The sequence below is a fragment of the Pseudomonas sp. GW823-FHT05G12 genome (genome assembly GCF_058795575.1).
On the sequence record NZ_CM179501.1, the window covers coordinates 479,302 to 494,096 of the forward strand.

Annotated in this window: 14 protein-coding genes and 1 pseudogene; 4 read left to right on the forward strand and 11 right to left on the reverse strand. The window is 62.1% G+C overall.

Annotated features, from left to right (window positions below; genetic code table 11):
* Positions 1-22: 22 nt before the first annotated feature.
* The 10 genes from AC3RCM_RS02095 to AC3RCM_RS02140 all read right to left on the reverse strand — a co-directional run bounded on the left by AC3RCM_RS02095 (position 23) and on the right by AC3RCM_RS02140 (position 11,089).
* Complete coding sequence (locus AC3RCM_RS02095) at positions 23-1,846, reverse strand: S9 family peptidase (RefSeq protein WP_492629333.1); 1,824 nt, start codon at positions 1,844-1,846, stop codon at positions 23-25.
* Positions 1,812-2,972 carry a pyrroloquinoline quinone biosynthesis protein PqqE gene (pqqE, locus tag AC3RCM_RS02100; RefSeq protein WP_014860209.1) on the reverse strand — a complete coding sequence of 387 codons (1,161 nt, stop codon included), beginning with the start codon at positions 2,970-2,972 and terminating at the stop codon, positions 1,812-1,814. Before pqqE ends, AC3RCM_RS02095 begins: the two co-directional genes overlap by 35 nt.
* Positions 2,944-3,219: a pyrroloquinoline quinone biosynthesis peptide chaperone PqqD gene (gene pqqD, locus AC3RCM_RS02105; protein WP_010951728.1), complete on the reverse strand. Its 276-nt coding sequence runs from the start codon at positions 3,217-3,219 to the stop codon at positions 2,944-2,946. The genes pqqE and pqqD overlap by 29 nt, the downstream gene beginning before the upstream one ends.
* Positions 3,216-3,971: a pyrroloquinoline-quinone synthase PqqC gene (gene pqqC / locus AC3RCM_RS02110; RefSeq protein WP_003255592.1), complete on the reverse strand. Its 756-nt coding sequence runs from the start codon at positions 3,969-3,971 to the stop codon at positions 3,216-3,218. Before pqqC ends, pqqD begins: the two co-directional genes overlap by 4 nt.
* 163 nt (positions 3,972-4,134) lie before the next feature.
* Complete coding sequence (gene pqqB, locus AC3RCM_RS02115; protein ID WP_010951729.1) at positions 4,135-5,046, reverse strand: pyrroloquinoline quinone biosynthesis protein PqqB; 912 nt, start codon at positions 5,044-5,046, stop codon at positions 4,135-4,137.
* A gap of 78 nt (positions 5,047-5,124) precedes the next feature.
* Positions 5,125-5,196: a pyrroloquinoline quinone precursor peptide PqqA gene (gene pqqA, locus AC3RCM_RS02120; protein WP_003243383.1), complete on the reverse strand. Its 72-nt coding sequence runs from the start codon at positions 5,194-5,196 to the stop codon at positions 5,125-5,127.
* Between the two features lie 159 nt (positions 5,197-5,355).
* Entirely contained in the window at positions 5,356-7,656 is a 2,301-nt protein-coding gene (gene pqqF / locus AC3RCM_RS02125) for a pyrroloquinoline quinone biosynthesis protein PqqF (RefSeq protein ID WP_492629334.1), read from the reverse strand.
* Positions 7,657-7,796: 140 nt separating this feature from the next.
* Positions 7,797-8,591, reverse strand: coding sequence for a carbon-nitrogen hydrolase family protein (locus AC3RCM_RS02130; RefSeq protein WP_492629335.1), 795 nt, complete (start codon positions 8,589-8,591; stop codon positions 7,797-7,799).
* A 14-nt stretch (positions 8,592-8,605) separates the two neighbouring features.
* Positions 8,606-10,288, reverse strand: a complete 1,683-nt coding sequence (locus tag AC3RCM_RS02135; protein WP_064491647.1) for a flavin monoamine oxidase family protein — start codon at positions 10,286-10,288, stop codon at positions 8,606-8,608.
* Positions 10,289-10,627: 339 nt separating this feature from the next.
* A complete protein-coding gene (locus tag AC3RCM_RS02140; protein WP_003255583.1) occupies positions 10,628-11,089 on the reverse strand; it encodes an Lrp/AsnC family transcriptional regulator in 462 nt (153 codons plus the stop codon).
* 187 nt (positions 11,090-11,276) lie between these two features.
* Here AC3RCM_RS02140 and AC3RCM_RS02145 point away from each other — a divergent pair, with 187 nt between their 5' ends.
* Positions 11,277-11,831 carry a serine acetyltransferase gene (locus AC3RCM_RS02145; protein WP_104886777.1) on the forward strand — a complete coding sequence of 185 codons (555 nt, stop codon included), beginning with the start codon at positions 11,277-11,279 and terminating at the stop codon, positions 11,829-11,831.
* A 393-nt stretch (positions 11,832-12,224) separates the two neighbouring features.
* On the opposite strand, the pseudogene AC3RCM_RS02150 reads toward AC3RCM_RS02145, so the two are convergent.
* Positions 12,225-12,343 (reverse strand): annotated as a pseudogene (locus AC3RCM_RS02150) (site-specific integrase); the annotation flags it as partial.
* Positions 12,344-12,602: 259 nt separating this feature from the next.
* Here AC3RCM_RS02150 and AC3RCM_RS02155 point away from each other — a divergent pair.
* From AC3RCM_RS02155 to AC3RCM_RS02165, 3 genes are all read left to right on the forward strand, one after another.
* Positions 12,603-14,030, forward strand: a complete 1,428-nt coding sequence (locus tag AC3RCM_RS02155) for a tyrosine-type recombinase/integrase (RefSeq protein ID WP_492629336.1) — start codon at positions 12,603-12,605, stop codon at positions 14,028-14,030.
* A gap of 294 nt (positions 14,031-14,324) precedes the next feature.
* Positions 14,325-14,540: a helix-turn-helix domain-containing protein gene (locus AC3RCM_RS02160; RefSeq protein WP_492629337.1), complete on the forward strand. Its 216-nt coding sequence runs from the start codon at positions 14,325-14,327 to the stop codon at positions 14,538-14,540.
* 16 nt (positions 14,541-14,556) lie between these two features.
* The gene (locus AC3RCM_RS02165) at positions 14,557-14,790 is read left to right on the forward strand and encodes a hypothetical protein (RefSeq protein WP_492629338.1); all 234 of its coding nucleotides are present in this window, start codon (positions 14,557-14,559) and stop codon (positions 14,788-14,790) included.
* Positions 14,791-14,795: the final 5 nt, after the last annotated feature.

Sequence of the window (14,795 nt, forward strand, 5' to 3'; positions counted from 1 at the left end):
CTCCTGCTCGGGGCGCCTGGAACTACTGCGCCAACACCCGGCAATAGAACTTCCACTCTTCTTCCAAGGCATGCGCCAGGTTCTCGGCCTTGCGGAACCCGTGCCGCTCCTGCGCATAAAAATGCCCTTCAGCGTCGATCCCGTTGGCCTGTAGCGCCGCCAACATGGCGCGTGTCTGCTCCGGCACCACCACCGCATCCAGCTCACCCTGGAAGAAAATCACCGGCACCTTGATGCGCTGCGCATGCAGCAGCGGCGTGCGCTGGCGATAGCGTTCAGCGTCCCGCTGCGGGTCGCCGATCAGCCAGTCCAGGTAATCCCCTTCGAACTTGTGCGTGGCACGGCCAAGGGCTAGCGGGTCGCTGACCCCATAGAGGCTGGCGCCAGCGCGGAACACGTCATGGAACGCCAAGGCGCACAAGGTGGTGTAGCCACCGGCGCTACCGCCGCGGATAAACGCCTTGTGCTTGTCGACCAGGCCTTGAGCAGCCAGGTATTCGACCGCCGCGCAGGCATCGGCCACGTCACTTTCGCCCCAGCGCAGGTGCAGTGCCTTGCGGTATTCCCGACCATAGCCGGTGCTGCCCCGGTAATTGAGGTCGGCCACGGCAAAGCCACGCTGGGTCCAGTACTGGATGCGCGGGTCGAGCACGGGATAGCAGGCTGAGGTTGGCCCGCCGTGGATGAACACCACCAGCGGTGCGGCGCCTTGCGGCTGCGCTGGCGGGTAGAAGAAACCATGGGCCTGCTCGCCGCCACTGCCGTAGTGGATCGGCTGCGGTAGGCTGATTTGCCCTGCTGGCAGTATTTCGGCACCACCGGCCAGTACGCGTACTTCATGGTTGCAGCGGTCAATGGCAATGACTGCCGGTGGGCTGATGGGCGACGCGGCAATGGCATACAGGTGTTCGCTGTCCATGGCCAGGCTGCGAAAGCGTGTGTAGGCACTGGCGAAACGCTCCATACGGCCATCTTCACCACGCAGCCCCAATTGCCCGAAGCCGTCTTCGAACCAGCTGGCCAGGTAGCTTTGCGGGCCCAGTGCCAGCCAGGTACAGGTGCCCAATTGCCAAGGCGCAGCAGCATGGTCCGCCGGTGCAGCAGGCAACGCCCGCCATTGGCCATCGACCTCACCCCAGGGTTGCCAGAAGCCATTGCGGTCGGACAGGCAGTAGAGCCGACCTTCGGCATCGAAGCGTGGTTGTTGCAGCGATTCTTCGGCGGCGGCTACACATTGCGCCGGTCCCCAGTGGCCGCTGGCATCGCGCACGCGGCACATCAACCGGGTGACGGTCCAGGGCTGCGCCGGGCGGTCCCATTCGATCCACGCCAGGCGCTGGCCATCGGCACTGACGGCAGGCGAGGCGTAGAAGTCCGCGCCCTCGGCGAGCACCTCGCGGCTGCTGTCACCCAAAGCGACCAGGCGGTGCTCTACCTGCTCGGCATGGCGCTCTTCGACGGCCAGCACGTGGCCGTCGTGCCACTGCACATCGCCATAGCGGCAGCGGGCATCCTGGGTCAGTGCACGTGGTAACAGATCGTCCAGCGGCTGGGTGTAGACCTGCTGATCCTTTTCGTTGACGAACACCAGCCCGTCGCCACCCAGGCAGAAGCTGCCGCCGCCGTACTCATAGACCCGGCTGCGTACGCTGAAGCCGTCCGGGGTCAGGCAGCGGGCCTGGTAGTGCAGCCAGTGCCAGATACGGCACGCTCCATCGGCTGGGCGGAACTCGTTCCAGAACAGCCCGTCGGCACTGACCTTGAGTTCGGCGAAGTCGGTGCCGGCGGCAACCGCCTGGGCCGCGCTGAATTCAGCCGCGGGCGATGACACGGGAGTTTCGATCATTGCGGAAGGTCATCTGTTCGATCGCGAGCTGGGCGGTTTCTGCCTCCTCGCGGGCCTTGAGGATGATGCCGTGCTCGGTCGACTTGGCGCACACCGGGTCGGCGTTGCTGGCATCGCCGGTCAGCATGAAGGCCTGGCAGCGACAGCCGCCGAAGTCCTTTTCTTTCTCGTCGCAGGAGCGGCACGGTTCGCGCATCCACTCATAGCCACGGAAGCGGTTGAAACCGAACGATTCATACCAGATATGGTGCAAGTCGTGGTCGCGTACATTCGGAAACTGCACCGGCAGCTGGCGGGCGCCGTGGCAGGGCAATGCGGTACCGTCCGGGGTGATGGTGAGGAACAGGTTGCCCCAGCCGTTCATGCAGGCCTTGGGGCGCTCTTCGTAGTAGTCAGGGGTAACGAAAATAAGCTTGCACGGGTTGCCCTCGGCCTTGAGCTTGTCCCGGTATTCGTTGGTGATACGTTCTGCCCGCTCGAGCTGCGCGCGGGTTGGCAGCAGCCCAAGGCGGTTGAGGTGCGCCCAGCCATAGAACTGGCATGTGGCGAGCTCGACAAAGTCGGCCTCCAGGGCAATGCACAACTCGATGATGCGGTCGATCTTGTCGATGTTGTGCCGATGGGTGACGAAGTTGAGCACCATCGGGTAGCCATGGGCTTTCACCGCGCGGGCCATTTCCAGCTTCTGTGCAAAAGCCTTTTTCGAGCCGGCCAGCAGGTTGTTCACCTGCTCGTCGCTGGCCTGGAAGCTGATCTGGATATGGTCCAGGCCGGCCTTCTTGAAGTCGGCGATGCGCGCCTCGGTCAGGCCAATGCCCGAGGTGATCAGGTTGGTGTAGTAACCCAGGCGGCGGGCCTCTGCGATCAGTTGAGCAAGGTCCTGGCGTACCAGCGGTTCACCGCCGGAAAAGCCGATTTGTGCGGCACCCATTTCCCGCGCTTCAGCCATGACCTTGAACCACTGTTCGGTGCTCAGCTCCTGGCCCTGGGCGGCGAAGTCCAGCGGGTTGGAGCAGTAAGGGCACTGCAGCGGGCAGCGGTAGGTGAGCTCGGCCAGCAGCCACAGCGGCAGGCCGACCTCGGGCGTGGGCGGCAACTCAGGCGAGGACGATCCAGTGTTCGGCACGGGCCACCTCCATGAACTGCTCGATGTCGTCCGCCACTTCCGGGACACCGGGGAATTGCTGTTCGAGTTCGCTGATGATCGCTGCCACGTCACGCTGGCCGTCGATCAGGCCACCGATCAGGCTCGCGCTGTCGTTGAGCTTGATCATGCCTTCGGGGTACAGCAACACATGGCCCTTTTGCGCCGGCTCGTACTGGAAGCGGTAGCCGGGGCGCCAGTTGGGTACCTGGTTACGGTCGAAACTCATAGGGTGATTCCCTTGTGCCACACCCGTTCCTGGGTGACGGAGTGATAGGGTGGGCGGTTCAGTTCGTAGGCCATGCTCATGGCATCGAGCATACTCCAGAGGATATCCAGCTTGAACTGCAGTATCTCCAGCATACGCTCCTGGCCCGCACGGGTGGTGTAGTGCTGCAGGGTAATCGCCAGGCCGTGTTCCACATCGCGTCGCGCCTGGCCCAGGCGGGTACGGAAATACTCATAGCCGGCGGGGTCGATCCACGGGTAGTGCTGCGGCCAGCTGTCCAGGCGTGACTGGTGGATTTGTGGGGCGAACAGCTCGGTCAGCGAGCTGCTGGCGGCTTCCTGCCAGCTGGCGCGGCGGGCGAAGTTGACGTAGGCGTCCACGGCAAAGCGCACGCCTGGCAATACCAGTTCTTGCGAGCGCAATTGGTCCGGGTCCAGCCCGACAGCCTGGCCCAGGCGCAGCCAGGCTTCGATGCCGCCATCCTCGCCGGGAGCACCATCGTGGTCGAGCAGGCGCTGGATCCACTCGCGGCGCACTTCGCGGTCCGGGCAGTTGGCCAGGATCGCGGCATCCTTCATCGGGATGTTGACCTGGTAATAGAAGCGGTTGGCCACCCAGCCCTGGATCTGCTCGCGGGTGGCGCGCCCCTGGTACATCGCCACGTGGTACGGGTGATGGATGTGGTAATAGGCGCCCTTGGCGCGCAGGGCCTGCTCGAATTCGGCAGGGGACATTGGCAGTGCGTCGCTCATTCGGCTGGCTCCTGTAGAACGATTATCTGGCCTGGCACATCCCTCTCCCTTGTGGGAGCGGGCGTGCCCGCGAACACCGGCGAAGCCGGTGCCATCGACCGTGTTGGCTTTTTTCGCGGGCATGCCCGCTCCCACAGGGTCTGGTGTCGCCTCACAGACTGTTTTACAACTCGATGCTCATGCCATCGAAGGCAACTTCGACGCCCCGGCGCAGGACTTCGGCGCGCTCGGGTGAGTTTTCATCGAGAATCGGGTTGGTGTTGTTGATGTGGATAAGCACTTTGCGCTGGCGCGGGAAACCGTCCAGCACTTCCAGCATGCCGCCAGGGCCGTTCTGGGCCAGGTGACCCATCTCGCGGCCGGTGCGGGTGCCCACGCCACGGCGTTGCATTTCGTCGTCTTCCCACAGGGTGCCGTCGACCAGCAGGCAGTCGGCACCGTGCATCATCGCCAGCAGCTTTTCGTCTACCTGGCCCAGGCCCGGGGCGTAGAACAGCTTGCCGCCGGTGCGGGTGTCTTCGACCATCAAACCAAGGTTATCGCCCGGGTGCGGGTCGAAGCGGTGTGGCGAATAAGGCGGCGCGGCGCTGCGCAGGGGGAAGGGGGTGAACTTGAGGTTGGGGCAGGCGTCGATCACGAAGCTGCCTTCCAGCTCGATACGGTTCCACTGCAGGCCACCGTTCCAGTGGCTGAGCATGTTGAACAGCGGGAAACCGGTGGTCAGGTCCTGGTGGACCATGTCCGTGCACCACACCTGATGCGGGCAGCCTTCGCGCAGGCTGAGTAGGCCGGTGGTGTGGTCGATCTGGCTGTCCAGCAGGACGATGGCGTTGATACCGGTGTCGCGCAGTGCCCGGGCCGGCTGCATCGGCGCAAAGGCCTGCAGTTGGGCGCGGATGTCGGGCGAGGCATTGCACAATATCCAGTGCACACCGTCGTCGGACAGGGCGATGGATGACTGGGTGCGCGCCGTGGCTTTCAGGGTGCCATCGCGGTAGCCCTTGCAGTTGACGCAGTTGCAGTTCCACTGCGGGAACCCGCCACCGGCGGCGGAGCCGAGAACCTGGATGTACATGGCCACTCTCTATGCAGAAACCGGATCGAAAAAACGAAAACGCCCCGGCAGGCCGAGGCGTGAAACCCTAAGCCTGGCTTAGCGGTTAGCGAAGTACATGGTGACTTCGAAGCCGATACGCAGGTCAGTGTATGCAGGTTTGGTCCACATGGAATTACTCCTTCCGAATGAGGGTTGGGTTGTTCAGCTACTACTTGGGTACCGCCATGCGTTGGCAGTTCCGTGAAAACGGGATTGCGCTATCTTACAAGAAAAATTTGAACCGGAAGGTTAATTATTCGAGAAGCGCCGTTGCAGTTGGCGTAATAATCATTGATTTTCGCCCTGCCAGGAAGTGTCTGGCGCGGCAGCGTTGGCCAAACATAGCCAAGCGGAACCTGGGTCGAGCAGGGCGCTCAGCAGGTGGTCCAGATCCGTCTGCCGCGTAGTCAGGATAGACCTGCGCAGCACATCCAGCCGATCGGCTTGTGTGGCCAAGTGTGTCTGCCACGCCCATTCGGCGACATCGGCATTGGCCATGGCGGGCTCGTCGAATTGCCCAGCCAATGCCTGGCGAGCGGCCGGGTCAAGGGTGACGCCATGGCGCAGCAGGCTGAGCAGGTGGTCGAGCACCTGTGCCTGACCGGTGTGGGGGGACTGCACACCAAACAACAGCCCACCGACCCCCTCGACCTGACGAAAGGCGCTGAACACCGCGTAGCCGAGTTGCAAGTCTACCCGCAGGCGCTGGTAAACCGGCCCTTGCAGCAATTGGGCTAACAGGCGGCCCGCGGCCTCTTTTGCCGCCGGCAACGGGCAGAACAGCAGCAGGGCATGTTCGCTGCCTGGCACTTGGGCATGCTGCCAGCGGTGGTTTGCCCAGGTTGGCAGGGGGCCAGGTCGCGAGCCATGCCCAGGGCACTGCTGCAGCGCATTGCCCAAGGCCTTTAGCGCGGTATCCTCGAAGCCTGCGGCCATGCCATGCCACTCGGTGTGCAGCCACAGGCTGTCGAGTTGCTGCTGGGTAAGCGTGCAGGCAGGCACCGCTGCGGGCAGGCTACCCCGTACCGCGTCTGGCAGTTGCTTGAGCAGGGCCCTGATGGGGATAAGGGCCGGGGGCAGCGCCGTGCAGGGCAGCCAGCAACTGGCAGGTGGCTTGAGCATCAAGGCCAAGGCTTGTTCCACTGCCCGCAGCACTGCTGCTGGCAGGCCGGCGCAGTGCAACTGCCAGTATTCTCCGGCGCTGCTGTACTGCAGTTGCACGGAGGCGCGGTTACAGCGTTCCTGCAGCGGTGCCAGGGCCAGTTCCAGCACACGCTGTAGCTGCTGGCGCAACGGCGAAGGTACATGCCAGCGCAGGTACAGCGCAGCGTATTGGCGCGCGGGCGGGAGCTGGTCACTGATCTTCAGTGCTGCCGGCAGCGGCTGCGCCTTGGCATGGGGCAGGTCAGCCATCAGCAATGGGTCGACTGGCAAAAGCTGCCAATCGCCATGGTCGCCACCTGGCAGGCTTTCCAGCAAGGCGCCAAGCGCCTGCAACCCTTGGGTATCCAGCTTGGCGAACGGCTGGCCAGTGCTGTCCCGGCGGGCCAGCTCGAGCGCGCTGGCACTGTGCGCTCGGCTGTGCTGCAGTAAGCCGAATTGATGGTTCAACTGTTCGCGGTCGGCCTGACGGATGAACCTGAACCAACCTTGCAGCAGGGCGCTGGCTTCGTCCGGGCAAGCGTCGGCACTGAGCTTCAGGTCAAGGTGCCACAGCAGCTGACCGGCGAACGCATACAGCCTTTCGGCTGTGAAACGTTGTAGCCAGCCACGCTCGCGCAGCGCGCCCAGCCAGGTACCTGGGCGGCTGTCCTCCAGGTAAGCGATCAGCAGTTCCAGGGCGTGCTCGGCGCCGCTGGGGAGGCCTTGGTGAGTGAAGGTCAGGGAGCTAGCGATTGCTGGCAGTGGCGGCGGCGGCATTTGCGGCACGCGCTCACCTGCGGCGAACAGTTCGGCATGCTGCCGGGCAAGGTGTTCAAGTTCATCCAGCGGCTGCGGACCGCAAAGGCTCAGGCAGATCTGGCCGCCTTGGTAGAAGCGTTGATGAAAGCCCGCAAGCGCTTGCTGGAAAGCCGCGTCGTGCAAGGCCAGGGTGTATCGATTGCCAGCATGAAAAGCGCCCAGTGGATGCTTGGCCGACACTGACTGCAGCAAGGCGAACTGCTGTTGGGCCGTTGGATTGCGCGACCAGGCGATGAATTCGGCATGGATCACTTCGCGTTCACGGCGTTGGCGTTCGATGCCCAGATCCGGTTCTGCCAGCATTTGGCACAGGCGCTCGAGACCGCCACCGAGCGCGTTGGGTGGCACCTCGAAGAAAAAGTCGGTGGCGCGTTCGCGCGTGCTGGCGTTGACCTGGCCGCCCAGGGCTTGCACGTAGCGCATCAGGCCGTCTTCCAGCGGGAAGCCCGGGGTACCGAGGAAGAACAGGTGTTCGAGGAAGTGCGCCAGACCGGGCCATTTGGCAGGCGCGTCGTGGCTGCCCGCGTGCACCCGCAGTGCGGCGGCCGAGCGCTTGAGGCGAGGGGCGTGGCGCAGGGTCAGTTGCAAGCCGTTGGCGAGGGTGAGTTGGCGGATGGCGTCAGGCATGGGGGCTCCGGTGGCTGCTCTCCATGCTAACCGATTTGTTTGCAGGCCCGGCCTTTTCGCGGGTATGGCGCCGGTATGAAAGGCAGCGCAGATCCCGTGGGAGCGGGCGTGCCCGCGAATGGGCCGCATAGCGGCCCCTGTCAGCCTTTACGCAGGTGCAGCTCCTGGCGCAAATCGGTCAGGTAGGGAAACGCCCTGCGCCCCTGTACCACCCGCTCATGTTCGAGCTCTGCCAACAACTGGCACTCATCCCGCCCGGCCATGGCCAGCAAGCTGCCATCCGGGCCGATGATGCTGCTCTGCCCGCAATACTCGATCTCGTCTTCCGCGCCGCAGTAGTTGGCATATACCAGGTAGCACTGGTTTTCCTGCGCCCGTGCCCTCACGGTCACCTGGCAGGTAAAGTCGTACGGCGTCATGTTCGCCGTCGGCACCAGGATCAGCTCGGCGCCGTCCAGCGCCAGGCGTCGGGCGTTCTCCGGGAACTCGATGTCGTAGCAGATCAGCAGGCCAACCTTCCAGCCTTCCAGTTCCACCACCGGGAAGTGGTCGGCACCTGGGCTGAACATCGAGCGGTCCAGTTCACCGAACAGGTGGGTCTTGCGGTAATTGCTCAGGCTGCGGCCATGCGCATCGATCAACTGCACGCTGTTGCAGATCGCCCCGTCGTCGCCGCGCTCCGGGTAGCCATAGACAATGGCGATGCGGTGCGCCTGGGCGATCTCTACCACGGTCATGGCTGCCGGGCCATCGGCGGCCTCGGCCAGGCGCTCGACCTGGGCCAGGCCGATGTTGTAGCCGGTCAGGAACATCTCCGGGCACACCAGCAACTGTGCGCCGCGTTCGGCTGCCAACTGCGCCTGGTGGCGCAGCCGTTGCAGGTTGCCGGGCACATCCAGTGGCTTGGGTGCGCCCTGGTACAGAGCGATGCGCATGGTGCCTCCTTGTCTCAATCCGCCAGGGCGATCGGCCCGATTTCGTTGAACACATCGCCCGGGCCGGGGTTTTCGGGGTGGGTGTGGCCACCAAAGTGGTTCATGATACCCCACACCGCGTTCAGCGACGTCTGCACCGCGCCCTCAACCCAGGCGGGGGTCCAAGACACGTCGTCACCGGCAATGAAGATACCGCGCTGCTCCGCCGGCATGTCCTGCTGCATGAAGTGCGCGTACATGCGCTGGTTGTAGCGGTAATGGCCCGGAAGCGCACCTTTGAAGGCGCCGAGGAAGTACGGGTCGGCCTCCCAGGAAACCGTGATCGGGTCGCCGATGATGTGCCCGGCGATATCGGTCTTCGGGTAGATCTTCTTCAGCGCATCCAAGGCCAGTTGTACGCGCTTCTCCACCGGGTGCGGCAGCATCTTCAGCGCGTCGCTCATCCACGAGTACGACAGGCAGATCACCCCGGGCTTGTCGTTGCCGTTGTCGAACAGGTAAGTGCCGCGGGTGAGGCGGTCGGTGAGGGTCATGCTCAGCAGGTCACGGCCGGTTTCCGGGTCCTTGTCTTTCCAGAACGGGCGGTCGACCATGACGAAGGTTTTCGACGACTGCATGTAGCGGGTACGGTCCAGGGCCATCCACATCTTTTGCGAGAACAGCGATTCCTCGCAGTCGATCTGGGTGGTCAGCAACCAGGTTTGGCAGGTGGCGAGTACTGCGCTGTAGTGGCGGGTATCGCCCCAGTTGTCGGTGACCGCCAGGCGGCCATCGGCGGCGCGGGCAATGCGCTTGACCCCGGTACGCGGTGCGCCGCCATGCAGCGTGCTCAGGCTGGTGCCCTCCGGCCAATGCACGCAGCGTTCCGGTACGTGGCGCCAGATGCCCTGTGGCACTTGTTCCACGCCCCCGACCACCAGATGCTGGTGGTCGTCGCAGTTGGTCATCACCACGCGGAAGATTTCCAGCATCGAGTTGGGGAAGTCCGAGTCCCAACCGCCGGTGCCGAAACCGACCTGGCCGAACACTTCTCGGTGCTGGAAGCTCAGCTTGGCAAAAGAGCGCGAGGTGGCGACGAAGTCGTAGAAGGTGCGGTCGTCCCACAGTGGCACCAGCTTGTTCCAGAGTTCCTTCAGGCGCGGTACATCACGGTCGCGGATAGCCTGTTGGATATCGGCGAACTGCGCACCGCTCTCCAGCGCATCGGCCCAGGCGTCGGCCACCTCATGAAACAGTTGCGGCAGGTCGGTGGGCTTCTCGGCGTAGTAGGTCTGGCCTTCCAGGTCGATCACCGTGCTGCCCGAAGCCGGGGTCAGCGGGTTGGGGAAGGGCTTGGTTTCCAGGCCCAGCTTGTCGACGTAGTGGTAGAAGGCGGTGGACGACACCGGGAAGCGCATGCCACCCAGCTCGGCAACGATCCCGTCAGTGCCATTGAAGGCTTGCGAGCGCAGCCGGCCGCCCAGCTTGGAAGCCTCGTACACCACCGGCTTGAGGCCCAGCTTCATCAGCTCGTAGGCCGCTACCAGGCCGGCGATACCGGCACCGACAATGGCCACCTCTTCCCCATGGCGCTCAGCCGGAATGCTGCCCAGGCCTGCCGGGTGTTCCAGCCAGTCGTCGAAAGCAAAAGGGAAGTCCGGGCCGAAAATGGTGATCGGCTTCTTGCCGTCGGCGGGGTGGCGGTTCTTCTTGTTCATGAAATGACCTTGCCAGAGAGGCTGCGCGAGGAGCGGAGCCTGAGTATAGGAGATGCCTGGCTGTCATTTTAGGGAGTGGGGTGTTCGTTATTAAGGTGCAGAGTGTTGTCTGAATGTAGTTAGTTTCGTCGTAATGATTAAGCTCATGTTCATTAAGACGAGGCAGGCGGTCGAGGTAGTTCAGAAACCGCCCTGGCCCTTTGTAGGGGCAGGTTCACCCGCGAATGCGTCGGTAGATTCTCTGTCCTATTCGCGGGTAAACCCGCTCCTACAACCGGCACCTGCCGTGAAATCTAGAACTGACCCACGCCCGCTAACCTCACCCGAGCGCCAGTCCGTTCAAAGCGGCTGTCCACGGTCCACCTTGCTGCTGAGAATGATCGACGTGGTGGTTTTCTCCACCCCGTCGACACTGCCAATCTGGTCGAGCAACTGATCCAGCTGCTCGGGCGAGTCCGTACGCAGCCAGGCCACATAGTCGAATTCGCCGCTTACCGCACACAGCTGCTGCACCTGGCCCATGGCACTCAGGCGCCGCACCACGTCCTTGCCGGAACGCGGCTGCACCTTGATCCCGACATACGCCTGCAACCCGCCGCCTATCACACTCTGGCCCAGGCGTACGCCATAGCCGGAGATAACCTTGTTTTTCTCCAGCCGCTCCAGGCGCGAATTGACGGTGGTGCGGGCGATGCCCAACTGGCGGGCGAGGGTGGCGACGCTTTCGCGGGCGTTGATCTGCAGCAGGGCGATCAGCTGGCGATCGATTTCATCCAGCGTGATGGAGCGGGAATCCGACATGGCGAGTCTCTACGGTTGGCCCGCTAGCCTAGCCAGCCTGTGCCAATCAGGGCAAGGCCAGGTACAGTCGATCACCGTTGACGGCGTCGGCTTGGCACTTTTGGTGAGAACGGCCGTGCATGTCCGAAGGCTGCGTCTTCGGCACTAATTCGGCATGATGAAGTGCTAGTCCAACGGGAACCTCAGCGTGAACCTCGACCATCTGCTCGAATGCTGGCGACTGGAAGTCTCCAACAAGAAAAAGCCCGGACGCCCTATCAGCCTGCTGTTCAACGTACTGCGCCGCGCACGCAAGGACAACAAACTGCGTTTCCTCTTCGCCTATCGCCTGGCCCAGTACCTCGACGCCCGCGGCGGCCTTGCCCGGCGTCACGCCCGGCGCATGCAACAGCGGCTCAACCTCAAGTATGGGGTGGACATCGACATCGGCGCCCAGATTGCCCCCGGCCTGCGCATCGCGCACCTGCCGGGGGTGGTCATTACCCGGTATGTAAGCATCGGGCGCAACTTCTTCATCCGGCAGAACTGCTCGATTGGCATCAAGACCCTGGGGTTGCAGGAGTACGCACTGCGCATTGGTGACAACGTGAGCATGGGCGCCAACAGTTGCATCGTTGCTGATCGCATCGACATTGGCGATGACGTGGTGATTGGCGCGATGTCGTTGGTTACGCGGGATATTCCGTCTGGCATGACCTTCTACAACCCACGGCAGGTCGAGATGCGTCCGGGAGGGGATTAACCAACAGCGGTACATTTGCGGACGTTGGCAGAGGGGATGGTGGAGCAGGCTGGGAGGGTTCTTATGGGGTTGCCCATGGTTGATGGCCTCGCCCGATGGACTGGATCGTGCAGTGGTGCGGCCTTCTTCGTTTATCCCCAGGCGCCGCGCCAGTGATGAGCGCACCGAACGAATACGCAAAGGCTTGAGGCAGTTGGCTCTGTAGCCAGCTTCCTGGCGTCCGTTGTCACGGGGCAGGCCCAGGTTCATTCATAGGTTTGCTCATCTGTGAGCCGATTAGCGAGCATATTCGGCTCATTTTGTGAGCTGATAATGGTGGCTATTCGGCTCATTGTCCGATCCTCAAGCTAGGATGTTTGGCTTGAAGTATCGATAGGGCACCTTTCCGCGATTATCGGCGTGCTGGGTGATCGGCTTCTTGGTGGGCTGATTTCGCTGAGATACCGTTTCAGCGCTACTTCCAAGGTCATGCGCTCGGCGCCGCTGCGCTGGATGTACGCGCCCCTGCCCATTTATTTCTTGCGGGCATGAAAAAGCCGCGCAATCGCGCGGCTTTGTCGTATCTGGTGGGCCCACACGGACTCGAACCGTGGACCAAAGGATTATGAGGCCCAAACAATGCTACATAAGCGGACACTGACGGATTTTAAGTCCAGAAAATTCCTTTGCAGATCAAGCACCCGCGCCCATCCTTTGTTTTACAGATGTGCATGTATGTGTGCCCATGACCGGGCTCTATATAGACACGGTACAGACACGGGAGAAAAGGCCATGGCCATTTTCACGAACCTGACTGTTGATGCGGCGAAAGCTAAAGCCAAGCAGCTTAAGTGCGACGTGTGGGAAACCGAAGACGGCAACCGTGGCGAAGGTAGGTTGCGCCTGCGCGCCTCGCCGCATGGGGTCATTGCCTACTTCTTCAGATATTCCCTTGACGGTAAGCAGCGTCAATTGCGTCTTGATATCGACGGCAGGACTGATTTGACTCTCACCGAAGCTCGCGACAGAGCGAGGGATTACACCACTCTCTACCGGAAAGGCATCACCGACCTGCACCAGCATGTGGAGTTGGAAACCAAGGCAGAGCAGGCACGACTGGCGGTGGAAGCTGCCCAGCTGGATGTGCTGAAGCAGGCAGAAGCCGCAAGGGCCCGTCAAGGCACCTTTGCCCAGCTGCTCGATGCCTACACCGCCGACATGGACAGGCGCAGCAAGACCAGCACCAAGGAGGTTCGGGGCTCGCTCAATCTCAATGTGCTGGCGCCGTTTCCTGAGCTGGTGGCCAAGCCAGCCAAGGAAATTCAGCCTACCGACGTATCTGCGATCCTGCGCCACTGCCTGACGCGACCCGTGGCCAACAAGGGGCGGGGTAAGCGGCTGACCCCGGCCAGCGCCACCAATGGCAAGTTGCGGCAGACTGCGAAGCTGCGAGCCTACCTGCAAGCCGCCTTCGCCTTCGGCCTGGGCTTCGACCTGAATCCCCTTCGCCCTGCCGATGCCGTGCTGTTCGGACTGGCCGCCAACCCGGTGCGCGATGTGCCCACCATCGAAGGCGCCGACCGTGCCGAGACCTGGGCGCTGGACAAGGTAGAGCTGAAAGCGGTGCTCGAAGCCATCGAAGGCTTGCCCGAGCGTCACCGTGCTATCGCCAAGAGCATGCTGTATCTGGCAGGCCAGCGCACCGAAATGCTCACCCGCGTCACCTGGGCGGATTTCTACGACGATGCAGAGCACGGTCCGGTGATGCAGTTGCTCGATTTGAAAGGAGGGAAGGGCACACCGCCTCGGGTGCACTTGCTGCCGATGACAGCACGCTTGGCCGAGATACTGGCGCCGCTGCTGGCGCTTCGAGGTACTGGCGCCCCTGGCCCCTTCAGCCTGCGCGGAGATCGCACCGCCACGCCCGGCAGCCTGCAATCAATCTTCGGTGACATGGGCGACCTGCTGGCCGGGCAGGGCAAGACCCGTCGCTTCACTTGGCGGAATCTACGGGCGACCTGCGAAACCCATCTGGCGTCGTTGAAGGTCAACCAAGAGCGTCGTGCTTGGCTGCTTTCGCACGGTCGCAGCGGTGTGCAAGCCAAGCACTACGACAGATATTCGTATCTGCCCGAGAAGAAGGCCGACCTAGAGAAGTGGGCACGCTACTTGGACGGGCTACTGTCCGGTGAACCGTCCAAGGTCGTGAGCATTCGATAAGCGGTATAGGCAGCGGTTTCTTGGCAGAATTCACCGGTGAAAGCTTTTTCGCGGGTGCGTCCTGCCATTTAGTAGTTGGTTATTGGCAGGATTTACCGGTACTTTAATTCGTCTCCGTTTAAATCGGGTTGCGCACATTAGAGAACTTCCATATCTATTGACGACCACAATCAACGGCGTAGTTTAGGGGCCATAGGTAGCGCACCGTTGGTGACAACGGCCTTTCAAAAGCGTATCCGCAGTCGGCAATGCTGGAGGCGACTTATAAATTTCAATTTATTGGAGTTATAAGTCATGACCGCTACCTACGAAACTCCCGCTCTGTACTCCCCTAACAGTGCCGCCAAGAAACTCGAAATTTCGCGCACTTCGATTTACGCACTGATGCGTAATGGCGACGTAGCTTGGGTGCAATTCGGCGCTGACCGGCGTATCCCTGCCTCGGAAATCGAGCGGCTGTCCAAAGAAGGCATTCCCTCCACCAAGGCTAAAAAAGCCGAACTCATTTAAGGTGGAGGAATAAATAATGGCTACTTTTCTGCGCAGTCTTAACGGCGATTACTTAAACGTTGACCATATCGTCTACGCCACCGCTACCTGCTCCTGCCATGGCGATAACTATTTACTTTACCCCGTCTTCCCGCACGCTTTTAACGAGGATCAAGACGATATCTATATTGTTCCGGCAAAGATATGGCTGGATTATCTTGGCGTGCCCGATGAAGAACAGGCGGCAAGGCTTGAAGCGGACAGGGAATAAAAAAG